Genomic DNA, 22056 nt, shown 5'->3' with positions numbered 1-22056 from the left:
GGTGGTGGTGCCGCGTCTACCATCCGCGCCGCTCGTTCCTCGCGTCGCTCCCGCCGGGCCCGACCACGACGCGGCACCACCACCCACCCCGACCCGGTGTCGACTCACCCGGGTCGGTGCTCACCACGACCAGGGCTCTACCTCGGCCGACCAGGGCTCTACCTCGGCGGACCTGGGCTCTACCTCGGTAGGCTGACCGGCTCCGTCGCAGGCGAGCGGGCGTCGTCGGGCGGGGTGGCGCCGGCGACGCCGACGACGTCGGCGGGGCGGCGGCCGACGAGGAGGATGATCCCCAGGCCGGCGGCCGTGAGCACGACGCCGGTCCAGGCCGGGGCGAGGTAGCCCCAGCCGGCGGCGATGACGAGGCCGCCGAGGAACGCGCCGTTGGCGTTGCCGACGTTGAGCGCCGAGTGGCACAGGGCCGCGCCGAGCGACGGCGCGGCGGGCGACAGGTCCATGAGGCGCGTCTGCAGCGCGAGACCGAGGACCTGGGAGGTGACGCCGAGCAGGAAGAGCGACAGCACGGCGGGGACGGGGTGGCGGCCCGTGAGGGCGAACAGCGCGAGCGTCACGCCCGTGGAGACGAACCCGAGGTAGACGGTGCGCATGACGGAACGGTCGGCGAGCCGGCCGCCGAGGACGGTGCCGACGGTCATGCCGACGCCGAAGATCGCGAGCACGAGCGGTACCGCGGCGGACGAGAGGCCGGTGACGCGCGTGATGGTCGGCTCGACGTAGGAGTAGACGGCGAACATGCCGCCGAACCCGACCGCGGCCCCGACGAACCCGAGCCAGAGCGGACCGTTGCGCAGGGCGCCGAGCTCGCGGCGCACGCTCGAGTCCTCGTTCCCCGCGCCGGCCGGGATCAGCCACCAGAGGGCGGCGAGCGTGACGAGACCGAGCGCGCCGACCACGACGAACGCGGCGCGCCAGCCGAGCTGCTGCCCCGCGAACGTCGAGAGCGGGACGCCGACGACGTTCGCGATGGTCAGCCCGGCCATCATGGTCGCGACGGCGCGCCCCCGGCGCCCGGGGCCCGCGACGGCGGCGCCGACCGCAGCCCCGACGCCGAAGAACGCGCCGTGCGGCAGCCCCGCGAGGAACCGCCCGGCGACGAGCGTCTCGATGCTCCCGGCGGTCGCGGAGAACAGGTTGCCGAGCGTGTAGAACGCCATGAGCGCGACGAGCAGCGTCTTGCGGGGCAGGCGCGCCGCCACGACGGTGAGCAGCGGCGCCCCGACGACCACGCCCACGGCGTAGGCGGTGATGGCGTGGCCCGCCGTGGGGATGGAGACGTCGAGGTCGGTCGCGATGTCGGAGAGCAGGCCCATCGTCGCGAACTCGGTCGTGCCGATGGTGAAGCCGCCCATCGCGAGCGCGAGGAGCGCGGGCCCGGCCCCGCGCAGGCGTCCGGCGCGTGTGGGAGGGACGTCCGCGGGGGGCGCGGGCGTGGCGGTGCTGTCGGTCATCGTGTCCTCGGGGCGTCGTGGCAGGGCGGCGGTGGAGACCTCGGACCGAAACACCGGCGATCGAATCGATTCGAGGATCGTCGACGACGTCGGCGACGAGAACAGGGGCAGGCGGCCAGTCTAGGCGGGGACCGGCTCCGCGCGCACGACCCACACGTGGTCCGCGGCGCGCAGGCCGAGCTGCGCGGGCGGCGTCGGGCGCGCGCCCGACGCGGCGTCGGGACCGACGCCCGCTTCGTTACCGTCCGGCGGCGACCACACGACGGAGAGGATGCCCGCGTACTCGCGGCGCTCGCGCACCTCCACGCCCGTGTCGAGGCCGACACCGATCTCCGCGAGGTAGCGCAGGACGTCCGGGTCGGCGTCGGAGATCCGCACCACGGTCCCCCGGTCCCCCACGACGAGGTCGGCGAGCGGGACGGCGGGCGGGCGGACGACGGTCCCGTCGGCACCGGGGATCGGGTCGCCGTGCGGGTCGCGCGTCGGGTGCCCGAGGCGCGCGTCGATCCGCTCCACGAGCAGGTCGGAGACGGCGTGCTCGAGCACCTCGGCCTCGTCGTGCACCTCGTCCCAGCCGTAGCCGAGCTCGGACACGAGGTAGGTCTCGAGGAGGCGGTGGCGTCGCACCATGGCGAGCGCGAGGCTGCGCCCGCGCTCGGTGAGCGTGATCGCCCCGTAGGGCGCGTGCTCGAGGAGCCCCTGGGCGCTGAGCCGGCGGACCGTCTCCGACACCGTCGAGGCGCCGACGCCGATGCGCTCGGCGAGGAGCTTGGTCGTCACCTTCTCGTCCGACCACTCCTGGGCGGCCCAGACGACCTTGAGGTAGTCCTGGGCGACGGGCGTCAGGTCGGTCGGGTGGTCCACCCGACCACCCTAGGTCACGGGCCCGTCGAGGCCCTCAGGGGCTCGCGGGCCGGACGAGCTGGAGCCGCACCTCGACCGTGCCCTCGTCCCGCACCTGGACGGGGGCGCCGGGCGGCACCGCGATGCCGTAGTCGGAGAAGCGCACGCCGATCGCCCCCGTCGCGAGCACCCCGTCGCCCGACCGGCGGGCCTCGAGCGCCACCGTCACGGCCTCGGTCTCGTCGCGGATCGTCAGCGCACCCGACGCCTCGAGGCGCACCGGCGCCGTCGTGGACGCCAGCTCGCTCACGTCGAGCGGCGAGGTGAGCGAGAACAGCGTGGTCGGGTAGAGGTCGGTCTCGAGGGCCTGCTGGAGCTGGCGGTCCGCCACGGAGGACCCGGTGCGGAGCGTCGTCGTCTGGACCGTCACCGTCGCGGTCTGCAGCGAGCCCGACCGCACGTGGAACGCTCCCGTGACGTCCGGGGTGACGCCCAGGAGCACGGCCTCGTCCGCCGGGACGTCCAGGACGTCGGCGCGGAAGCCCGCCTCGGACCCGGCGCCGACGACCCACTCGCCGTCCACGTCGAACGGGCCGGGGACGACCGGGGCGGCCGACGCCGTCTCCTCCCCCGGCGACTGCAGGCCCAGCGGCGGCGGGGTGCGGCCCTCGCGCACCTCCGAGTACACGAACGGCGCGAGGAGCACCACGACGAGCGCGAGGACCACCGACACGACGATCCAGCGCGTGGACCTGCTCATACGGCACATCCTGCCGTGTCCGGCCGCGCGCGGCGAGGACCGACGCGCGCCGTCTCAGCCCTCGGTGGCGGGCGCGCCGTCGGTCGGCTCGTCGGCGGGGACGTCCCCGCCCTCGACGCCCTCCTCGCCGCCGTCGTCACCCGCGGGCTCCTCGACCACCGGCACGCCCGACGGCGTGGGCCAGGCGATGCGCGGCCAGACCTTGGCGGACTCGTCGGTCCCGATCTGCACCAGCTGCCAGTCGACGATGCGGCGCCGCTCGGGGTCGAAGCGGAGCACCGTCATCTCGGCCGTGCCCTTGAGCGGGCCGATCCGGAGCTGGTCCTTGACGGCCCCCGCGGTGCTGCCGCTCACGTACCGGACGCCGCCGCCCATCCGCGCCGGCCCGGAGCGGGTGTGCATGTGACCGGAGATCTGGTTCGGGACGCAGCCCGAGTCGAGCGCCTCGTTCCCCATGCGCGGCGTGTGGATCAGGAGGAGGTCGATGCCGTCGCCGTCCTCCTGCTCCGCGCACGCGACCTCGGTCAGGCGCGCGGCGTACTCCTCGGGCGTCTCCTCGCGGGGCGGCTGGCTGCCGAGGCCGAGGCGCGTCTCGAGCGGGTCGCGGTCGCCGAGGATGCGGATCCCCTCGACCTCGACGACCTTCCCGTCCAGCACGGTCTGTCCGTTGGCGCGCTCCTGCGCCGAGGTCTCGACGCTGTCGTGGTTGCCGTCGGAGACGACCATGGTCGCGCCCTTCGGCACCGCGGACGCGAACGAGTCGACGCAGAACGACTCGACCGCCGTGCCGTTCATCGTCGTGTCCCCGGCGTTGAGCACGATGGACGCGCCCGACCGCTCGGCCGCGGTCCGGATGAGCGGCGCCATGCCCGTGTTGCAGTGCAGGTCGCTCACGACCAGGAGCGTGACGAGGTCCTCCTCGGCCGCGGGCTCCGGAGCGGGCTCCTCCGTCGCCTCGGCGTCGGCCGAGCCCTCCGCGCCGGAGACCTCGCCGCCCGCGTCCTCGTCGCCGGTGCCCGACGGCGGGGCGTCGGTCGCCCCGTCCTCGTCCCCCGTGGCGCGGGTCCCCTCGGGCGACGTCGCGTCGTCGGGCGACGGCTCGTCGTCGGACGTCGCGGTGGCCGCGGGGCGCGGCGCGGTGAGGCGCTGGATGCGGTCGCGTCGGTCCCAGGCCGCGACGAGGTTGGCGTCCGCGCGCGCGTAGAAGTCCTCGTTCTCGCGGTACAGGTCGATGAGCATCGCGCCGTAGGTGTCGACGACGCCCGCGAGCCGGCCGGTGATGCGCGCGCCCTCGAGCGGCGTCCCGTCGAACACGGCGGACGCACGCTGGGACGGGCCGGTCGTCGTGCCGGGGTCGCTCGCGACGAGCGACCCGGCGACGAGGGACACGAGGACGACGCCCGCCGTGATCTCGTACGTGCGCGGCGCGACCCGCTCGGTGAGCTCGCGGCGGCGCGGCGGGCCGAGCAGCAGGTAGAGCCCCGCACCGACGGCCGCGACGACGAGGATCGCGAAGCCCGTCCGGCGCAGCGCGTCGACGACGAGGGCTCGCGCGACGGAGCCGATCGTCTCCTGCGGGCCGCCGAAGAAGCGCAGGTAGTCCTCGAGGTCCTGCGACAGGCCCTCGAGCGTGTCCGCCTGCCCGACCGCGGTGAGGTCGGCGGGGATCTCCTCGACGGTGACGTCGGCGCCGAGGCCGAGCGGCAGCGGGGAGTCGATCTGGATGGTGCCGAGCGGGCCGAGGTCGACGGTGACGAGGCCGTTGGTCGTGACCTCGTAGAGCGCCTCGTGCGGGCCGAGGCTGCGCTCCGCGGTCGCGGTCGTGACCCCCCACACGACGCACGGCACGAGCGCGAGCAGGACGGCGAGGGTCCAGCGGACCCAGCGGGGCGGGGTGCGGTGCGGACGGCTCATCACCGCCCAGCCTCCCGGATCCGGGCTCCCGTCGCCAACCGCGAGCGCCGCGCGCCCCGCCGCGAGGGTGCGGCGGGACGCGCGGTGCGTGGCGTCGTCAGGACTTCGCGCCCCGCAGCGTGACGAGCGCCACGCCCGCGGCGACGAGCATGAGCACGACCCCGATGAGCGACGTCGTGCCCACGCCGCTGCCGAACGCGGCGTGCGCGGAGTCGAGCAGCGCCTGCGCCTGCCCGGCGGGCAGGGTGGACGCGACCTGGGTGGCGCCGCCGAGCGTCTCGGCCGCGGCGACGGCGTCGGCCGCGGGGACGCCCGCCGGGACGACGACGTTCGCGTGGTACGACGCGGTGAGGATGCTCCCGAGCACGGCGGTGCCGAGGACGGCGCCGACCTCGTACGCGGTCTCGGAGATCGCGGACGCCGCGCCCGCCTTGGCGGCGGGGACGGACGACACGATGAGGTCGTTCGACACGGTCTCCGCCGCACCGACGCCGAGCGACAGGACGACGAACGCCACGACCAGCAGCAGGAGGGTGCTCTCCCCCGCGCCCGCGGCGACGACCGCGTAACCGGCCGCGGAGAACAGCAGCGCGACGGCGACGACGTGCGCGGGTCGCACCCGGCGCACGACCCGCACGACGCCCAGGCCCGCCACGATCATGACCAGCAGGCCGGGCAGGAGCGCGACACCCGCCTGCATGGGGGTGAGCCCGAGCACGAGCTGCACGTCCTGGGAGACGAAGAACAGGAACCCGACGAGCGAGAACACCGACAGCAGGTTGACGAGCACGGCGCCGCTGAACGCGCCGTGGGTGAAGAGCCGCACGTCGATCATCGGGTCGGGCCGGCGCAGCTGGCGGCGCACGAACAGCGTCCCGGCGACCAGCCCGACGACGACGCTGCCGACCGCGAGGGTGCTCACCCCGGACTTGGCGAGCATCTTGATGCCGTAGACGACGGGGGTCATGGTCGCCATGACGAGCACGATCGACAGGACGTCGATGCGGCCCGGGGCGGGATCGCGCGACTCGGGCACGAAGAACGGTGCGAGCGCGAGCAGCAGCACGAGCACCGGGACGGCGAGGAGGAAGACCGAGCCCCACCAGAAGTGCTCGAGCAGGAACCCGCCGACGATCGGGCCGAGGGCCGACCCGGCGGCGAAACCGGCCGCCCAGATCGCGATGGCCAGACGTCGCTCCTCGCGGTCGACGAAGACGTTGCGCAGGAGCGAGAGCGTCGACGGCATGAGCATCGCGCCGAAGAAGCCGAGAGCGGCGCGGGACGCGACGAGCGCGCCGGCCGTCGGCGCGTAGGCGGCGACGACCGACACGGCCGCGAACCCCACGGCCCCGACGAGGAGCAGCCGGCGGCGGCCGACGCGGTCGGCGAAGGAGCCCATCGGCACGAGCAGGCCGGCGAGCACGAGCGGGTAGATGTCGATGATCCACAGGAGCTGCGTCCCGCTGGGGCGCAGCGACTCGGAGATCTGGGGCAGCGCGAAGCTCAGCACGGTGTTGTCGATCGACACGAGCAGCACCGGGAGCATCAGCACGGCGAGCGCGAACCAGCGGCCGGCTGCGCCGCGCACGGGCCCGCGCGTCGCGGGCGCGTGCTGGGCGGCCGGGGTGGCCGTCGGGGTCGTCGTCACGGGGGTCGTCACGGCGAGAGGTCCTTCCACGTTCTGCGGGCGGTCGGGGCGGCGCGGTGGCGCCGAACTTCCAAACCGTCCAGACGGTACAGTAACGATCTCGACGCTCGCCGTCATCCCGAGGACGGTGTGACGCTGCGCACCGCCGCCGTCCGAGCGAGCGCCGCTCCGTCCGGACGGCCGGTGCGCCGTGCCCTCCCACTACCCTCGGAACCATGCCACCGCCCCCCGCCGCCCGCGCCAAGGTCCTGCGCGCGTTCGCGTCCCTCCTCGTCGAGCAGGGTGAGCGCGCCGCCACGCTCGAGGCCGTCGCCGAGCGCGCCGGGGTGTCCAAGGGCGGGCTGCTCTACCACTTCGGCTCCAAGGACGCGCTCGCCGACGGTCTCACCGAGCACCTGCGCGAGCTCACCGCCGCCGACGTCGAGACGATGCGCGCCGCGCCCGCGGGCGCCGTCGACTACCTCATCCGCACCTCGACGCTCGTCGACACCGAGTTCGAGCTCGTCTACCTCGCCGTGTCCCGGCTCGCGCAGGGGTCGTACCCGCGCGCCCGCGCCGCGCTCGACGGCGCGCACGACGCCTGGACCCGCGCCGTCCTCGACGAGGTCGGCGACCCCGTCGTCGCGCGCGCGATCGTCCTGCTCAGCGACGGGCTCTACGCGCACGCCGCGCTGAGCAGCGACGTGCTCGGCCGTGTCACGGGCGGCACGGCCGAGACCGACGACGGCGACGGCGTCCCCGAGGAGGACCTCGCCTTCCGCGGGCCCCGACCCGGCGACGACGTCGACGACCTCCTCCGGCTCCTCGACGAGCTCGTCGCGCTGCGCCGCCCGTCGACCGCCTGAGCCGGGACCGTCCCGCGACGCCGGAGGCCCGGTGGCACGCCTGTCGACGCGCCACCGGGCCTCCGGATCCCGGGGGTGCTGCCTGCCGCTACCCGCCGAACGAGAACGCCACGGAACGCTCCCGCGTGACCTGCTCACCGTCGACGTCGGCGGCGAACGAGACGTCCACCTGGCCCTCGACCGGCTCCGTCGTGCGCACGGCGAACGCCTGGTAGGCGCTCGCCCCCGCCGCGACGCGCGGGAAGTGCTTGCGCCCGAACGGCGTCACGACGCTCACGTCCGCGGTGCTGTCACCCTCGTTGAGCACGCGCACGCTGAGATAGAGCTTGCCCGCGAGCCAGCGCGGGCTCACGTCGACGGAGAAGTGCGGCCCGGGGTCGTCGGCGCACGGGTCGGCCGTCGGTGCGTCCTCCCAGACAGCCCCGTAGGACCGTGAGTACGCCCACCCGTCGACCCACGCCGACGCGCCGAGCACCAGATCGATGTCGTCGAGCCTCCACGTCTCGTCGTAGGCCGGCGAGACCGTACCGTCGCCGTGCGTGACGAACCCCGGCCAGGGCTCACGGGTGACCCACGGGTGGCCGAAGCCGGCGTCTCCGTACACGACGTCGTACCCGGTGTTCGGCCCCTCCCACGAGATGAGGAACGAGCTCTCGTCCACTCCCGCCGGGGGGTCGACGGCGATGTCGACGAACGGCTCGCCGGCCTCGCACACCGGGGTCACCGAGACGACCTCGAGCGCACACCGCGGCCGCACGACGGAGTGCCACTCGAGGAGGAGCCGTCCGTCCCCGAGACCTCGCCACTCATCCGTCGTCCCGGCGCCGCCGGGGAACTCGTACCCGGCCGCCGCCGTCGCGACGATGCCGCCGTCGCCGCGCGTGTACGAGACCTGCGCGGTGTCGAGCGGGAGGTGCACGTCCTGCGGCGTCGCCGCGCAGTCCGTCAGGGCCGGGGGCGTCTCGGGCACGACGATCTCGCCGCCCGAACCGCAGGACGAGACGCCCGACTCGTCGCGGTCGAAGGCGTCGTCCTCCGCGTCGACGACGACCTGCCACGCCTGGCCCGACCACTCGTCGAGCCGGGTGCCGAACCAGTAGGAGCCGTACCCGTCGACGATGCCCTCGGTGACGACCTCGGCGTCCACCGCGACGGTGACCGCCGAGCCGGCAGGAAAGCCGCCGAGCGAGACGTTGAGGTTCCCGCAGTACGCGTCAGCGGAGAACCAGTCGCTGGGCGGCTCTCCGCACGGCGTCGTCGTACCGCCGTCCGAGAAGTCCTCGTCGACGTCACCAGGGGCGTCGACGACGACGCTCCAGTCGTGCGCGACCGAGCCGTCGACGTCGTACCAGAGAGTGTGATGCCCGTCGAAGACGACGTCGTCGACGGTCTCGCCGTCGACGGTCGCGACGAACGCCGTACCGTCCGGGTATCCGTCGAGCGTGACGTAGAGGGACGAGCAGCCGGCTTGGACGTCCGGGACGGCGGCGGCTGCGGGGGTTGCCGTGGCGACGGAGATGCCGCCGAGGGCCAGCACCGTCCCCACGGTGCCGGCAAGGAGCTTCTTCACTCGGTTCGTGGTCCTTCACGAGGGACGGCGGACGCCGTCGGCGGAGATGTCGAGCGCATTCAACCAGACCTGGGCACGACCTGGACATCCCCGACGAACCGCCTGTGCGGCCGGGACCGGGAGCGGCCGGTGGATCAGCCGTCGTAAGCCGCTCGCAGCGGTCCCAGGTCGAGCTTGGCCTGCGTCATCATCACGTCGACGACGCGCTGGGCACGGGCGGGGTCCGGGTCCTGCAGCATCGCGAGGAACTCGACGGGGACGACCTGCCACGACAGCCCGAACCGGTCCTTGAGCCAGCCGCACTGCGACTCCTGGCCGCCGTCGGTGAGCGCCGCCCAGTACTCGTCGACCTCGGCCTGCGACTCGCACTCGACGACGAACGACACCGCCTCGGTGAACGGGAACTGCGGGCCGCCGTTGATGGCGGCGAACCGGTGCCCCGCGAGCTCGAAGTCGGCCGACACCGCCGTGCCGTCGGGCTGGCGGAACACGTCGCCGACCTCCGCGTCGGGGAAGACGCTCGCGTAGAAGGTGATGGCCTCCTCGAGGTTGCCGTCGAACCACAGGCTCGGCACGATCGCGCGCATCGTCGTCTCGCTTCGTCGGTCTCGCGGGCGGCCGGACGACCACCCACCGGTTCCGACGCGTCCCGGGGGCCGAACTCATCGCGCGCCCCTGGCCCCGCGTCGGGTGGGCGGGGACGGCGGGGACCGACCTACGCGGACGCCTTCTTCCGCGTCGTCTTCGCCGTCGTCTTCTCCTTCGAGGACGACGAGCGGCCCGAGGTCTTCTTGGCCGCGGGCTTCGAGCCCTCGTCCTTCGCGCCACCGCCCTTGGCCCGGGAACCGGAGGAGCCCTTGCCCGACGACGAGGCGGCCTTGCGGCCCGAGCCGCCCTTCGCCGTCGACCCACCGGACGACCCCGACCCGCCGGCGCGGCTGCTCTTCGAGGACGCGACGGACTTGCGCAGCGCCTCCATGAGGTCGATCACCTCGGCGCCCTCGCCCTTCTCGGGCTGCTCGCCGAACGTCTCGGCGGTGTCGAGCGCGTCGCCCTGCTCGAGCTTGGCCTCGATGAGCTGGCGGAGCTGCACCTGGTAGTCGTCCTCGTACTCCTCGGGCGTGAAGTCCGCCTCGAAGCTCGCGACGAGCTGCGCGGACATGGCGAGCTCCTTGTCCGTCACCTTCGCCTCGTCGTCGAGCGAGGGGAACGCGGCCTCGCGCACCTCGTCGGCCCACAGCAGCGTCTGGAGGACGAGCACGTCGTCGCGCACGCGCATCGCGGCGAGCCGCGTGCGCTGGCGCAGCGCGAACTTCACGATCGCCGTCCGGTCGGTCTCCTCGAGCGTGCGCCGCATGAGCACGTACGCCTTGTTGGACTTCGAGTCGGGCTCCAGGTAGTAGCTGCGGTCGAGCAGCAGCGGGTCGATCTGCTCGCTCGGCACGAACTCGACGACCTCGATCTCGCGGCTGCGCTCGGCGGGCAGCGCGGCGAAGTCCTCCTTGGTCAGCACGACCGTGCTCTCGCCGTCGTCGTAGGCCTTGTCGATGTGCTCGTACGGCACGACCTCGCCGTCGATCTCGCACACGCGCCGGTAGCGGATGCGCCCGCCGTCCTTGTCGTGCACCTGGTGCAGCGGCACGTCGTGGTCCTCCGTCGCGGAGTACACCTTGACGGGGACGTTGACGAGGCCGAACGTGACGGCGCCCTTCCAGATGGCCCTCATCCGTCCATGGTGGCGCCCCGCCCGCGAGCCCGCGAGGGGTGGCGGCACGCGGGACGGCGCCCGGGCGGCGTCCGGGAGACGTCCGCGGCCCGCCGGACGACGGCGGCGCGCGTGTGGGTGGCTCGCGGCACCATGGTCTCGTGGCGGGGACGAGGTTCGAGTTCGAGGCAGAGCTGTGGCGGTGGGAGGCGCGCACCGACAGCTGGGTGTTCGCCGCGCTGCCGGAGGACGTAAGCGACGAGATCGCGGAGCTGCCGCTCCCGCCCGCGGGTTTCGGCTCGGTCAAGGTCGAGGTGACGCTCGGGGCGCAGCGCTGGTCGACGTCGGTGTTCCCCGACGCGCAGCGCAAGACGTTCGTCGTCCCCATCAAGGCCGCGGTACGCCGCGCCGAGGGCGTCGACGTCGGCGACCGCGTGACGATCGGCGTCGAGACGCTGCTCTGACCGGCGTCAGCCGAGCAGGCCGACGTGCAGCGCGCGCAGCACGGCGCGCGTGCGGTCGCGCGTCCCCAGCTTGAGCAGCACGGTCGACACGTGGTTCTTCACGGTCCCCTCGGCGAGGAAGAGCGCGTGCGCGATCTCGCGGTTGGAGAAGCCTGCGGCGACGAGACGGAGCACCTCGAGCTCGCGGTCGGTCAGCTCCTGCACCGGGCCGGTGCCGTCGTCCAGGTCGTCGGCGGGGAAGGTCCCGGCTCGCACCGCCCGGAGGAGCCGGTCGGTGATCGACGGCTGCACGAGGGTGCCGCCGGAGGCGAGCGTGCGGACGGCGCCCGTGAGCTGATCGAGCGTCACGTCCTTGAGCAGGTACCCCCGTGCCCCTGCCCGCAGGGCGCGGAGCACGAGCGCGTCGTCGTCGAAGGTCGTGAGCACGAGGACGGGGACGTCGTGCCCGCTCTCGGCCATCGCCTCGAGCGCCCAGATGCCGTCGTGGCGCGGCATGCGCAGGTCGAGCAGGACGACGTCGGGCTCGTGCTCGCGCACGGCCGCGAGCGCCGTCATCCCGTCCTCCGCCTCGGCGACGACGGCGATGTCCGGCGCGAGCTCGAGGAGGCTGCGGATCCCCTGCCGCACGAGCGTCTGGTCGTCGACGAGCAGGACGCGCACCACGGGTTCGCTCATGCTCCGGTCACGGTCGAGCCGACCGGTCCGGGGCCGTGCGCGAGGGCCCGGCCCTCGCCCTCGACGTGGCGGCGCTCGACGACGCTCCGCCGCACGGGGTCGAGCTCGACCTCGACCCGGAACCCGTTCCGCCCGTCGATTCGGACGGTCCCGCCGGCGGCGCGGACCCGCTCCTCGATCCCCCGCAGCCCGTTGCCCGGCTCCACGCGCGCGGCGCCCCACCCGTCGTCCTGGGCGACGAGCCGCACCCGACCCTCGTCGGCGCTGACGACGACGTCGAGCACGGTCGCCTCGGCGTGCCGGATCGCGTTGGTCAGCGCCTCCTGGACCACGCGCACGAGCACGACCGTCTGGTCCTCGTCGACCGTGACGTCGTCGTCGACGGCGACTCGCACGCGCGGCACGGTCACCCGCTCGACGAGCGCGCCGAGCGACTCCTGCAGGCTGGGCGCCTGCCGCCGCAGCTCGCCGACCGTGGCCCGGACGTCGCCGAGCAGCTCACGGGCGACGTCCTTGGCCCGCAGCACGTGCTCGCGCGCCCGGCCGCCGTCCTGGTGGCTCGCCGTCTCGAGCTCGAGGGCGAGGACGGTGAGCTGGTGGCCGAGGACGTCGTGCAGCTCGCGCGCGATCCGCAGGCGCTCGTCGGAGCGCGTCGACTCGTCCCGCAGCACGGCCGCCGCGCGCAGCTCGACGTGCGCGACGGCGAGCTGCTCGCGCATGCGCCGCTCGCGCTGGAAGGCGAGCGTCGAGCCGACGCTCGCGACCTGGAGCAGCAGGTAGATCATCGCGGTGAGCAGGGCGTCGGTCGCCGAGCCGCGCAGCCCGACGGCAGCACCGACGACCACGGCGTTCACCGCGACGACGACCGCGACGACCGGCACGGGCACCACGTACACGCTCAACGCCGCGACGACGACGAGCAGGATCGGGAGCCAGCCCGCGCCGGGCGCCGTGAGCACGAGCGTCCCCACGAGCACGACCTGCGCGCCCAGCAGCGTGTACGCGCGGGGCGTGGCGAAGCCCGACCCGAGGACGATCCCGACGGTGGCCAGGACGAACACCGCGAACACCGCGAGCCAGGCCACGACGGGGAGCGTCAGGGCGTCGGGGGCGGCGATCGGGACGAGCGCCCCGATGCCGAGGATCACGACGAGCATCGCGATGCCCGCCCACACCTCCGGGTCGGTCCGTCGCATCCCCCCACCCTACGGATCCCCTAGGCGGGTGCGACGTGCCGGAAGTCATGGGTGAGGTCGGTGACGACCGGCACGCGCGGGACGGTCCGTGCGGTCCCTAGCGTCGGAGGAGGCCGGCAGGTGCAGGACGCCCCGACCGGTCGCACGGACGCAGCGGACGAGCAGGAAGGACGACATGGACGCCGTCGACGCACGGAACCTCACGAAGCACTACCGCCGCAGGGGCGGGACCACGACGGTGGTGGACGACGTCAGCCTCGTCGCCGTCGAGGGCGAGGTCCTGGGGATCCTCGGTCCCAACGGGGCGGGGAAGACGACGACGGTCGAGATGGTCGCGGGCGTGCGCCGCCCCGACCACGGGTCCGTGCGGGTGCTCGGCCTCGACCCGTTCACGGACCGTGCCGCGGTGCGTCAGGTGCTCGGGGTGCAGCTCCAGTCGGGGTTCCTACACGGCGCGCTGACGGTGCGCGAGCTCGCGCACCTCTACCGCACGTTCTACCCCGCGGGCCGCGACCCCGACGAGCTGGTCGCGACGCTGGGGCTCGAGGAGCAGCGCGACGTGCGCTACGAGCGGCTCTCGGGGGGCCAGCAGCAGCGGGTCGCGATCGTCCTCGCGCTCGTCGGGGACCCGCGCGTCGTGATCCTCGACGAGCTCACGACCGGCCTCGACCCGCAGGCCCGCCGCCAGGTGTGGGGCGTCGTCGAGGGTCTGCGCGACGGCGGCGCGACCGTGCTCCTCGTCTCGCACCTCATGGAGGAGGTCGAGCGGCTGTGCGACCGCGTGACGCTCATCGAGAGCGGTCGCGTCGTCGCGCACGACACCCCGGCGGGCCTCGTCGCGAGCGCCGGGCTGGACCAGCGCGTGCGCTTCCGCGTCGCGGAACCGCTCCCGCCCGCCCTCCTGGACCGGGTCCCCGGCGTGGACGAGGTGGCGGTCCGCGGGGAGCAGGTCGTGGTGACCGGGCACGGCGACCTGCTCCAGGAGGTGAGCACCGCGCTCGTGCGCGCAGGCGTCGTCGCGACCGAGACCCGGCTCGAGCGCGCGACGCTCGACGACGCGTTCCTCGCGCTGACCGGACGCCCGCTCACCGAGGTCCCGACGGGCGATCCCCGCGCGACGACCGCCCCGACCGAGGAGGCCGCATGACCACCACCGCGCCCGCCGTCACGACGCCGTCCGGGCGGCGCACCCCGCACCGCCCCGGGCCGCGCGCGTGGGTCGCCCTCGTCGGCGCCGAGGCCCGGATGGTCGTGCGCGACACCGCCGGTCTCGTCATGCCGTTCGGCATGCCCGTGCTGATCCTCGTCATGTACGGCGTCAGCGACGCCACGACGATAGTCCTTCCGGGTTCGGGGGGAAGGACGGCGTTCGACGTCTTCGTGATCCCGGTCGTGCTCGCGATCGTCGTCGGCATCATCGGCGTCATCAACATGCCGAGCTTCCTCGCCTACTACCGGCGGTCCGGGGTGCTCAAGCGCTTGTCCGTCACGCCCGCGTCGCCCGCCATGGTGCTCGTCGCGCAGGTCGTGGTGAGCGTCGCCCAGACCGTCGGGGGCGTCGCGCTCGCGCTCGTCGTCGCGACGGTCGCCTTCGACGCGCGGCTCCCGGCGTCCCCGGGGGTCGCGCTCGCCGTGCTCGCCCTGGCGTCGGCGGCGATGTACGCGGTCGGGATGCTCGTGGCCGCCGTCGCGCCCACCCCCAACGCCGCGCTCGCGCTCGGTCTCGTCGCGTTCTTCGCGTTCGGGGCGACCGGGGGCATGTTCGGCGACGTGTCGAACCTTCCCGAGCCGGTGGCACGGCTCGGGGAGCTGCTGCCCTTCGGCGCCGCGGTGCAGGCGCTCGGTGACGCGTGGGCAGGGCAGCCCGTCGAGGTCTCCCACCTCGTCGCGCTCGGTGGCGCGGTCGTCGTCGGCACCGTCGGCGCCGCGCGCTGGTTCCGCTGGACCTGAGCCCGCACCCCCGCCGGCCGTCGCCGCTCGCCCCCGCTGGGGTGGGCGGCGTCAGCCGTCGCGGCGGCGCTCGTGGAACGCCTCGTCCGCGACCTGCACCGTGCGCATGAAGCTCTCGACCATCTCGCGCGGAGACACGAGAGCGTCCGTCGTCTCGACGGGCTCTCCCGCGCCGTCCAGCTCGCGGACCTCGTCGTGGATGCGCTCCATGGTCGTGTCGAGCGTCGCCGCGACGTCGGCCGCGAGCTTGAGGGCGTCGGTGAGGTGCTGGGGCACGTCGCGCTGGTACTTGTAGTAGATCTTGTGCTCGAGGCTCGCCCAGAAGTCCATCGCGATGGTGCGGAGCTGGATCTCCACGACGACGTCCTCGACCCGGTCCGAGAGGAAGACCGGTACCTTCACGATGAGGTGCAGGCTCTTGTAGCCGTTGCCCTTGGGGTGCGCGATGTAGTCGCGTTCCTCCAGCACGGTGAGGTCGCGCTGGCCGACGAGCATGTCGCGCACCCGGTAGATGTCGGAGACGAAGCTGCACGTCACGCGCACGCCCGCGACGTCGAACATGTTCTCCCGGACGCCCTCCGGGGTGAGCGGGATCCCCTTGCGCTGGGCCTTGGCGAAGATCGAGTCGATCGACTTCAGGCGTGAGCCGAGGTGCTCGATGGGGTTGTAGTCGTGGATGTGCCGGAACTCGTCGCGCAGGACGGTGATCTTGGTCATCACCTCGTCGATGCCGAACTTGTACGTCATCATCAGCCGGCGGAACTCGCGCACCCGCGGACGGATCTCCCCGGACGGTGGGACGTCGTCGGTCGTCAGGTGCGTCACGGTGGTCCTCTCGGTGCGGCCTCGTCCCAGCGGTCTCCCCGGATGGTCGGACCGCCTCCTCCAGTGTGCACGGTCGGGGACGCCGGGAAGTTCCCGCGTCGGCCCGCGGACAGGGCCCTTGGTCCCTCGTCCGGACCCGTCCCGCGGGCGGCGCCGCCCCGTGCGCGCCACGATGGGCCCATGGCCACCTCATCGAGCCGCGGCGCGGGCGAGACGGTGAGCGTCGGGGGCCACCGCCTGCGGCTCACGAACCTCGACAAGGTCCTCTACCCCGCCACCGGCACGACGAAGGCCGACGTCCTCGCGTACCTCGCGGCCGTCGCCGACGTCATGCTCCCCCACTGCGCCCACCGGCCCGCGACGCGCAAGCGCTGGCCGGACGGTGTCGACGGGCAGGTGTTCTTCCAGAAGAACGCGGGGCAGGGTGTGCCGTCGTGGGTGCGCACGCGCCGCATCCAGCACAAGAGCAGCACGAACGACTACGTGCTCGTCGACGACCTGGCCACGCTGACGTGGCTCGGCCAGACGGCGTCGCTCGAGCTGCACGTGCCGCAGTGGCAGTTCGGCCGCACCGGCGTCCACCTGAACCCGGACCGGCTCGTCCTCGACCTGGACCCCGGGCCGGGGGCCGGGCTGGCCGAGTGCGCGGAGGTCGCGCGCCTGGCCCGGCAGATCCTGCAGGGCATGGGGCTCGACCCCCTGCCCGTGACGAGCGGATCCAAGGGCATCCACCTGTACGCCGCGCTCGACGGCAAGCAGGACGCCGCGGCCGTCTCCGCCGTCGCGCACGAGCTCGCGCGCTACCTCGAGGCCGAGCACCCCGACCTCGTCGTGAGCGACATGAAGAAGTCGCTGCGCGGCGGCAAGGTGCTCGTCGACTGGAGCCAGAACAACGGCAACAAGACGACCATCGCGCCGTACTCGCTGCGCGGGCGCGAGCACCCCACCGTCGCGGCGCCTCGCACGTGGGAAGAACTCGACGACCCGGACCTGCGCCACCTCGACAAGGACGAGGTCGTCGAGCGCGTGCGGACGATCGGCGACCCGCTCGCCGCCCTCACCCTCGGTCACCTCTCCGCGCTCGAGCCCACACCCGAGCGCATGGCGACGTTCGAGCGCAAGGGCGCTGCGACGTCGGGCAGCGACGACGACCCCGGGACGAGCGACGCCGAGCGGCCCGACCGCCTGCACCGCTACCGGTCGATGCGTGACGCCCAGCGCACGCCCGAGCCGGTGCCGGACGACGCACCGCCCCCGAGCGCGGGCAACAGCTTCGTCATCCAGGAGCACCACGCCCGGCGGCTGCACTGGGACTTCCGGCTCGAGCACGACGGCGTCCTCGTGAGCTGGGCGCTGCCCCGCGGCGAGCCGACGGACCCGAAGAAGAACCACCTCGCCGTCCAGACCGAGGACCACCCGCTCGCGTACGGGTCGTTCGAGGGCACGATCCCGAAGGGCGAGTACGGCGCGGGCGAGGTGACGATCTGGGACGCCGGCACGTACGACCTGGAGAAGTGGCGGGACGGCAAGGAGGTCATCGTCACCCTGCACGGAGAGCAGCACGGCACGCGCCGTCTCGCGCTCATCCACACGGGCGGCCGCGACGGCCGCGAGGACGACAACTGGCTCATCCACCTCATGGCCCCGCGCGGCGGCACCCCGGGACCGGTGTCCGCGGGAGGCCGCGACCAGGGCGAGACGAAGAAGGCGGGTGGGGCGCTCGCGCCGGGTCGTGGCGGGTCTGGCGGGAGCGCCGAGGAACGAGGCGCGGATGGTAGACCCTGCGCGAGCGCCCCACCCGCCACCCAGCCCGACCACGATCACGATCACGATCACGACGAGCCGACGCCAGCGCGGACGGACTGGCGGCCCATGCTCGCCTCGCCCGCGTCGGCCGGCGACCTGCACGACGGCGACGACTGGGCCTTCGAGATGAAGTGGGACGGGTTCCGAGCTCTGGCGCACGTGTCGCACGGCCAGGTGCGGCTCGTGAGCCGCTCGGGCAAGGACATGACGGTGACGTACCCGGAGCTGCAGGCGCTCGCCGAGCAGGTCCCGGCCGAGGCGCTGCCGGTCGTGCTGGACGGCGAGATCGTCGCGCTCGACGCGCGAGGACGGCCGAGCTTCCGGCGCCTGCAGCAGCGCGCGAACATCGCCAAGCCGGGGGACGTGGCGGCGGCCCGGCGCAAGGTCAGCGTCGACCTCATGGTGTTCGACCTCCTGGAGACCGCGGGCCGGTCGCTCGCCAAGCGCCCGTACGACGAGCGGCGCGAGATCCTCGAGGACGTGCTGGGCGACGCGCGAGCCCCGGTCCACGTGCCGCCCGCGTTCGACGGCGACCTCGACGCGGCGATGGAGACGTCGCGGCGGCTCGGCCTGGAGGGGGTCGTCGCGAAGCGGCGCGACGGCACGTACTCGTCGGGCCGCCGCTCGGCGCTGTGGCTCAAGCTCAAGCACGCGCAGTCGCAGGAGGTCGTCGTCGTGGGATGGCGCCCGGGGCACGGCGACCGGACGCACCTCGTCGGGTCGCTCCTGCTCGCGGTGCCCGACGGCGACCGGCTGGTCTACGTGGGGCGCGTCGGGTCGGGCTTCACGGACGCGGAGCGGCGCGACCTCGTCGCCGAGCTCGGCCGGATCGAGCGCACGACGCCGCCCGCGACGGGCGTCCCGCGCGACGACGCGCGCGACGCGCGCTGGGTGTCGCCGCGCCGGGTCGCCGAGGTCGTCTACGCCGAGTGGACGGGGCCCGGCGAGGGCGAGGGCGACGACATCCCGTTCGGCAAGCTGCGGCACCCCGTGTGGAAGGGGTGGCGACGCGACAAGGCGCCGGCCGACGTCGTGCGCGAGGAGCCCGCGACGCTCGACCGCTGACGGCCGGGTGGCGGACCGTTGACGCCGGCTCTCGCCCCCGGGACCGTTGCTGCGTCGAGGTTCCTCGGCTCCCCTCCGACGCAGGACGGTGACCATGACCGACACGTCCTCCGCACCTCCCGCCCCCGAGCGCCCGCCCCGGCTCCCGCCGCGCTGGTTCGTCCGCACGGCGTGGGTCGTGCACCGCGCGTACTACCGGGTCACGGGGCACCGGCGCGGCCTGTGGCGCCCGCAGCCCGCGAAGTGGGGCACGCTCCTGCTCCGCACGGTCGGGCGACGCACCGGCCGCGAGCACGACGTCATCGTCGGCTACGTCGTGGACGGCCCGAACCTCGTCACGCTCGCGATGAACGGCTGGGCCGCGCCCGCGCCCGCGTGGTGGCTCAACCTCCAGGCGCACCCCGACACGACCGTCGAGCTGCACGGCGAGACGCGCGCGGTCCACGGTCGCGCGGCCGAGGGGGCGGAGCGCGCCCGGCTCTGGGAGCGGTGGCGCACGTTCGACCATGCGCTGGACGGCTTCGCCGCACGGCGCCCGACCGAGACGGCGGTCGTCGTGCTGGAGCCCCGGGCTGTGGAGGCGTCGGCCGACGACCGCGCGTGAGCCGGGCGCACCACCGACGCGTCCTCCCGGGCCGTCGTCCGGTCCTCGGCGAGCCCGGACGACGGTTCGGGTCCGCGAGGGGCACTCCGACGCAATTGGTATACCATTTTGCCATGGCTCCCCTCCCCGCTCCCGGTGGCGCCGCGCCCCGGCGCCGTCGCGCGCGCCGCACCCGGCACGTCGCCGCAGCGTGGGCGACGGCCGCCGTCGTCGCGCTGCTCGCCGCCTGCACCCCCGGCGCCGCAGGCGACACCGCCTCGTCCGCTCCCGTGCCGAGCCCCGACGTCACGTCCCCCACCCCGACCCCTGCGCCCGACCCGTCGGACGAGCCCGCCGTCCCCGAGGAGCCGGTGGGGGTGCCCGCGCGCTACCTGCTCGCGACAGAGGCCGAGTCCGACGGGCTCGCCGTCGTCGACCCGACGATCCGCGAGGGCAGCGCCGTCGTCGACCGCATCGAGGTCGGCGCAGCGCCGTGGGGCGTCGCCGTGCACGCCCCGACGATGCGCGCGTACGTCTCGACCGCCCAGGGCGTCGCCGTCGTCGACCTCGCCACGCGCGAGCGCATCGACCTGATCCCCTACCGGGACACGCCCGCCCGGGTCGGGTTCGGCGAGTACCGCCGCGGGGGCATGGGCATCGCGGTGTCGCCCGACGGCACCCGGGTCTACGTGGCCGTCCACCGCGGTGACTCGTCCACGCTCGAGACGATCGACGTCGCCGCGCGCGAGGTCCTCGCGAGCACGCCCGTGGGCCTGCGGCCGTTCGACGTGCTCGTCGCGGCCGACGGCAGCGAGGTCTACACGGTCGACCACGACCAGTTCTCGGTGCACGTCGTCGACACCACGACGTTCGTGGCGCGGCGCATCGAGGTCGCCCCCTTCGGGACCGAGGGTGGGCTCGCGTCGTTCGAGAAGCCGCACTACGCCGTGCTCGACGACGACGGGTCGCTCCTCCTCCCCTACCAGGGACGCGTCCTGGTCCGTCTGGACCCGGCCACCGGCACGACGACGACCGTGCCGTCCGCGGCCGACAGCCACCAGCACGGCGTCGCCCGCACGCCCGACGGCCGCGTCGTCGTCGTGGGCAACGGCCCGTTCGGCAACGCCGCGGGCGGGCCGAACGTGACGGTGCTCGACCCCGCGACCGGGGCCGAGCAGGTCGCGCCGCTGACGCGCCGGCACGAGACCGCGACCACGTGGACCGACCCTGCGACGGGGGCCCTCCGCGCCGTGCTCGCCGGCGGCTACACCCAGGCCGAGGCGTGGGACGGCGCGACCGTCGTCGACCTCGCCACCCTCGCCACGTACGAGATCCAGATCCCCGGACGGCCCCAGGTCGTCGTCCCGCTCCCGGAAGGACCCGCCGCATGACCAGCCCGAGCAGCCCCCAGACCGTCACCGTCCTGCGCGACGTCCGCCCTTGGGGCGGCGAGCGCGTCGACCTGCACGTCGCCGACGGGCACATCGCCGCCGTGACGCCGCACGACCCGGCTACGCCCGCGCCGTCGGGCACAGGGACCGAGGACGGCGTCGTGGACGGTCGGGGCCTGCTCGCACTGCCCGGCCTCGTCAACGCGCACGCGCACGTCGACAAGAGCTGGTGGGGCAAGCCGTGGGTCAGCTACGGCGGCGAGGCGACGACCCAGGGGCGCATCGCGCACGAGCGCGCGCACCGCGACGAGCTCGGGATCCCCGGCGTCGACGTCACGCTCGCCGTGCTGCGCGAGTTCGTCCGCCACGGCACGACGGCGATCCGCACCCACGTGGACGTCGACCTCGGCCTGGGCCTGCGCGGCATCGAGGTCGTGCGCGAGGCGCTCGCCGCGCTCGGCGGCGCCGTGCACGCCGAGATCGTCGCGTTCCCCCAGGACGGCGTGCTGCGTCGCCCGGGCGTGCTCGACCTGCTCGACGCGGCCGCCGCCGCGGGGGCCGAGCACGTCGGCGGGCTCGACCCCGCGTCGATCGACCGCGACCCGGTCGGCCAGCTCGACGGGCTCTTCGCGATCGCCGAGCGCCGCGGCGTCGGGATCGACGTGCACCTCCACGACGGCGGCGACCTCGGCGCGTTCCAGGTCGAGCTCATGATCGACCGCACGCTGCGCGCGGGGCTCCAGGGCAAGGTCAACGTCGCGCACGGCTTCGCGGTCGGCGACGTCCCGGCGTCGCGCCAGGCGGACCTCGTCGCCGCGATGGGCGAGGCCGGCATCACCATGACGACGGTCGCGCCGATCGGCGCCGCGCCCCTGCCCGTGCACGCGCTGCGCGCCGCGGGCGTCGCCGTCGGGCTCGGCACGGACGGCATCCGCGACCTGTGGTCCCCCTACGGGACCGGCGACCTCCTCGCCCTCACGACGCAGCTCGCGCGCCTGTCCCGGTTCCGGTACGACGAGGAGCTCGTCACCGCAGCACGCGTCGCGACCTCCGACGCCGCGCGGTTCGTCGGCCGCGACGTGCACGACCTCGTCGTGGGGGCGCCCGCGGACGTCGTGCTCGTGGACGCCGAGAACGTGCCCGACGCCGTCGTGCGCGCCCCGCGCCGCGCGCTCGTCGTCGCCGGCGGCCGGGTCGTCGCGCGCGACGGCGACGTGCTCGTCTGAGCCCTCCCCGGGGCGGTCCGTCGCCCGGCCGCGACGCGTGCGCGGCCGGGCGATGAGTTCATGAGGCACCGGTCGTCTACCCCACGACACACGTACCGGGCGAACCGCCCACGACGCCGGA

At 74.3% G+C, this 22056-nt stretch carries 19 protein-coding genes; 8 read left to right on the top strand and 11 right to left on the bottom strand.

The genetic code is table 11. The features are described from left to right. Positions 1-179 precede the first annotated feature (179 nt). The 5 genes from ACFC2L_RS19260 to ACFC2L_RS19240 all read right to left on the bottom strand — a co-directional run bounded on the left by ACFC2L_RS19260 (position 180) and on the right by ACFC2L_RS19240 (position 6646). Positions 180-1469 (bottom strand): MFS transporter, encoded by a 1290-nt coding sequence (locus ACFC2L_RS19260; RefSeq protein ID WP_375825956.1) that lies wholly within the window; start codon positions 1467-1469, stop codon positions 180-182. A 120-nt stretch (positions 1470-1589) separates the two neighbouring features. Further along, on the bottom strand, positions 1590-2333 hold the full coding sequence (locus ACFC2L_RS19255) for a metal-dependent transcriptional regulator (RefSeq protein ID WP_375825955.1): 744 nt from the start codon (positions 2331-2333) through the stop codon (positions 1590-1592). Positions 2334-2367: 34 nt separating this feature from the next. After that, a complete protein-coding gene (locus tag ACFC2L_RS19250; RefSeq protein WP_375825954.1) occupies positions 2368-3072 on the bottom strand; it encodes a YceI family protein in 705 nt (234 codons plus the stop codon). Positions 3073-3126: 54 nt separating this feature from the next. After that, positions 3127-4986, bottom strand: coding sequence for a metallophosphoesterase (locus ACFC2L_RS19245; RefSeq protein WP_375825953.1), 1860 nt, complete (start codon positions 4984-4986; stop codon positions 3127-3129). A 97-nt stretch (positions 4987-5083) separates the two neighbouring features. Beyond that, complete coding sequence (locus ACFC2L_RS19240) at positions 5084-6646, bottom strand: MFS transporter (protein WP_375825952.1); 1563 nt, start codon at positions 6644-6646, stop codon at positions 5084-5086. Positions 6647-6849: 203 nt separating this feature from the next. On the opposite strand from ACFC2L_RS19240, the gene ACFC2L_RS19235 reads away from it, so the two are divergent. Continuing rightward, on the top strand, positions 6850-7479 hold the full coding sequence (locus tag ACFC2L_RS19235) for a TetR/AcrR family transcriptional regulator (protein WP_375825951.1): 630 nt from the start codon (positions 6850-6852) through the stop codon (positions 7477-7479). An 88-nt stretch (positions 7480-7567) separates the two neighbouring features. On the opposite strand, the gene ACFC2L_RS19230 is transcribed toward ACFC2L_RS19235, so the two are convergent. The 3 genes from ACFC2L_RS19230 to ACFC2L_RS19220 all read right to left on the bottom strand — a co-directional run bounded on the left by ACFC2L_RS19230 (position 7568) and on the right by ACFC2L_RS19220 (position 10775). Further along, on the bottom strand, positions 7568-9049 hold the full coding sequence (locus tag ACFC2L_RS19230; RefSeq protein WP_375825950.1) for a hypothetical protein: 1482 nt from the start codon (positions 9047-9049) through the stop codon (positions 7568-7570). Between the two features lie 134 nt (positions 9050-9183). After that, positions 9184-9636 (bottom strand): VOC family protein, encoded by a 453-nt coding sequence (locus ACFC2L_RS19225; protein ID WP_375825949.1) that lies wholly within the window; start codon positions 9634-9636, stop codon positions 9184-9186. Positions 9637-9764: 128 nt separating this feature from the next. Further along, on the bottom strand, positions 9765-10775 hold the full coding sequence (locus ACFC2L_RS19220; protein ID WP_375825948.1) for a Ku protein: 1011 nt from the start codon (positions 10773-10775) through the stop codon (positions 9765-9767). 140 nt (positions 10776-10915) lie between these two features. Between ACFC2L_RS19220 and ACFC2L_RS19215 the strand changes: the two genes are divergently transcribed. After that, positions 10916-11218 carry a DUF1905 domain-containing protein gene (locus tag ACFC2L_RS19215; protein ID WP_047233722.1) on the top strand — a complete coding sequence of 101 codons (303 nt, stop codon included), beginning with the start codon at positions 10916-10918 and terminating at the stop codon, positions 11216-11218. Positions 11219-11224: 6 nt separating this feature from the next. On the opposite strand, the gene ACFC2L_RS19210 is transcribed toward ACFC2L_RS19215, so the two are convergent. Together ACFC2L_RS19210 and ACFC2L_RS19205 are read right to left on the bottom strand one after the other, a co-directional pair. Then, positions 11225-11893, bottom strand: a complete 669-nt coding sequence (locus ACFC2L_RS19210; RefSeq protein ID WP_375825947.1) for a response regulator — start codon at positions 11891-11893, stop codon at positions 11225-11227. Further along, positions 11890-13089, bottom strand: coding sequence for a histidine kinase (locus tag ACFC2L_RS19205; RefSeq protein WP_375825946.1), 1200 nt, complete (start codon positions 13087-13089; stop codon positions 11890-11892). Before ACFC2L_RS19205 ends, ACFC2L_RS19210 begins: the two co-directional genes overlap by 4 nt. 175 nt (positions 13090-13264) lie before the next feature. Between ACFC2L_RS19205 and ACFC2L_RS19200 the strand changes: the two genes are divergently transcribed. Further along, positions 13265-14236: an ABC transporter ATP-binding protein gene (locus ACFC2L_RS19200; protein ID WP_375825945.1), complete on the top strand. Its 972-nt coding sequence runs from the start codon at positions 13265-13267 to the stop codon at positions 14234-14236. Beyond that, on the top strand, positions 14233-15039 hold the full coding sequence (locus ACFC2L_RS19195; protein WP_375825944.1) for an ABC transporter permease: 807 nt from the start codon (positions 14233-14235) through the stop codon (positions 15037-15039). The genes ACFC2L_RS19200 and ACFC2L_RS19195 overlap by 4 nt, the downstream gene beginning before the upstream one ends. 51 nt (positions 15040-15090) lie before the next feature. On the opposite strand, the gene ACFC2L_RS19190 is transcribed toward ACFC2L_RS19195, so the two are convergent. After that, entirely contained in the window at positions 15091-15789 is a 699-nt protein-coding gene (locus ACFC2L_RS19190; RefSeq protein WP_375825958.1) for a GTP pyrophosphokinase family protein, read from the bottom strand. 255 nt (positions 15790-16044) lie between these two features. Here ACFC2L_RS19190 and ACFC2L_RS19185 point away from each other — a divergent pair, with 255 nt between their 5' ends. From ACFC2L_RS19185 to ACFC2L_RS19170, 4 genes are all read left to right on the top strand, one after another. Continuing rightward, positions 16045-18735: an ATP-dependent DNA ligase gene (locus ACFC2L_RS19185; RefSeq protein ID WP_375825943.1), complete on the top strand. Its 2691-nt coding sequence runs from the start codon at positions 16045-16047 to the stop codon at positions 18733-18735. A gap of 94 nt (positions 18736-18829) precedes the next feature. After that, entirely contained in the window at positions 18830-19339 is a 510-nt protein-coding gene (locus ACFC2L_RS19180; RefSeq protein ID WP_375825942.1) for a nitroreductase/quinone reductase family protein, read from the top strand. A gap of 113 nt (positions 19340-19452) precedes the next feature. Next, a complete protein-coding gene (locus ACFC2L_RS19175; protein ID WP_375825941.1) occupies positions 19453-20709 on the top strand; it encodes a hypothetical protein in 1257 nt (418 codons plus the stop codon). Then, positions 20706-21935, top strand: a complete 1230-nt coding sequence (locus ACFC2L_RS19170; RefSeq protein WP_375825940.1) for an amidohydrolase — start codon at positions 20706-20708, stop codon at positions 21933-21935. Before ACFC2L_RS19175 ends, ACFC2L_RS19170 begins: the two co-directional genes overlap by 4 nt. Positions 21936-22056 lie beyond the last annotated feature (121 nt).

Source organism: Cellulosimicrobium sp. NPDC055967 (assembly GCF_042269845.1).
Taxonomy (GTDB): Bacteria; Actinomycetota; Actinomycetes; order Actinomycetales; family Cellulomonadaceae; genus Cellulosimicrobium.
Note: the sequence above shows the minus strand (reverse complement) of the source record. Positions and strands in the feature narration are given on the sequence as shown.

What these genes read in the sequence shown, in the direction of transcription:
- ACFC2L_RS19235 (WP_375825951.1), top strand. Translation starts at nt 6,850, where the DNA reads ATGCCACCGCCCCCCGCCGCCCGCGCCAAGGTCCTGCGCGCGTTCGCG.
- ACFC2L_RS19185 (WP_375825943.1), top strand. Translation starts at nt 16,045, where the DNA reads ATGGCCACCTCATCGAGCCGCGGCGCGGGCGAGACGGTGAGCGTCGGG.
- ACFC2L_RS19200 (WP_375825945.1), top strand. Translation starts at nt 13,265, where the DNA reads ATGGACGCCGTCGACGCACGGAACCTCACGAAGCACTACCGCCGCAGG.
- ACFC2L_RS19175 (WP_375825941.1), top strand. Translation starts at nt 19,453, where the DNA reads ATGGCTCCCCTCCCCGCTCCCGGTGGCGCCGCGCCCCGGCGCCGTCGC.
- ACFC2L_RS19205 (WP_375825946.1), bottom strand. Translation starts at nt 13,089, where the DNA reads ATGCGACGGACCGACCCGGAGGTGTGGGCGGGCATCGCGATGCTCGTC.
- ACFC2L_RS19190 (WP_375825958.1), bottom strand. Translation starts at nt 15,789, where the DNA reads ATGATGACGTACAAGTTCGGCATCGACGAGGTGATGACCAAGATCACC.
- ACFC2L_RS19220 (WP_375825948.1), bottom strand. Translation starts at nt 10,775, where the DNA reads ATGAGGGCCATCTGGAAGGGCGCCGTCACGTTCGGCCTCGTCAACGTC.
- ACFC2L_RS19245 (WP_375825953.1), bottom strand. Translation starts at nt 4,986, where the DNA reads ATGAGCCGTCCGCACCGCACCCCGCCCCGCTGGGTCCGCTGGACCCTC.
- ACFC2L_RS19210 (WP_375825947.1), bottom strand. Translation starts at nt 11,893, where the DNA reads ATGAGCGAACCCGTGGTGCGCGTCCTGCTCGTCGACGACCAGACGCTC.
- ACFC2L_RS19170 (WP_375825940.1), top strand. Translation starts at nt 20,706, where the DNA reads ATGACCAGCCCGAGCAGCCCCCAGACCGTCACCGTCCTGCGCGACGTC.
- ACFC2L_RS19225 (WP_375825949.1), bottom strand. Translation starts at nt 9,636, where the DNA reads ATGCGCGCGATCGTGCCGAGCCTGTGGTTCGACGGCAACCTCGAGGAG.
- ACFC2L_RS19195 (WP_375825944.1), top strand. Translation starts at nt 14,233, where the DNA reads ATGACCACCACCGCGCCCGCCGTCACGACGCCGTCCGGGCGGCGCACC.
- ACFC2L_RS19180 (WP_375825942.1), top strand. Translation starts at nt 18,830, where the DNA reads ATGACCGACACGTCCTCCGCACCTCCCGCCCCCGAGCGCCCGCCCCGG.
- ACFC2L_RS19250 (WP_375825954.1), bottom strand. Translation starts at nt 3,072, where the DNA reads ATGAGCAGGTCCACGCGCTGGATCGTCGTGTCGGTGGTCCTCGCGCTC.
- ACFC2L_RS19260 (WP_375825956.1), bottom strand. Translation starts at nt 1,469, where the DNA reads ATGACCGACAGCACCGCCACGCCCGCGCCCCCCGCGGACGTCCCTCCC.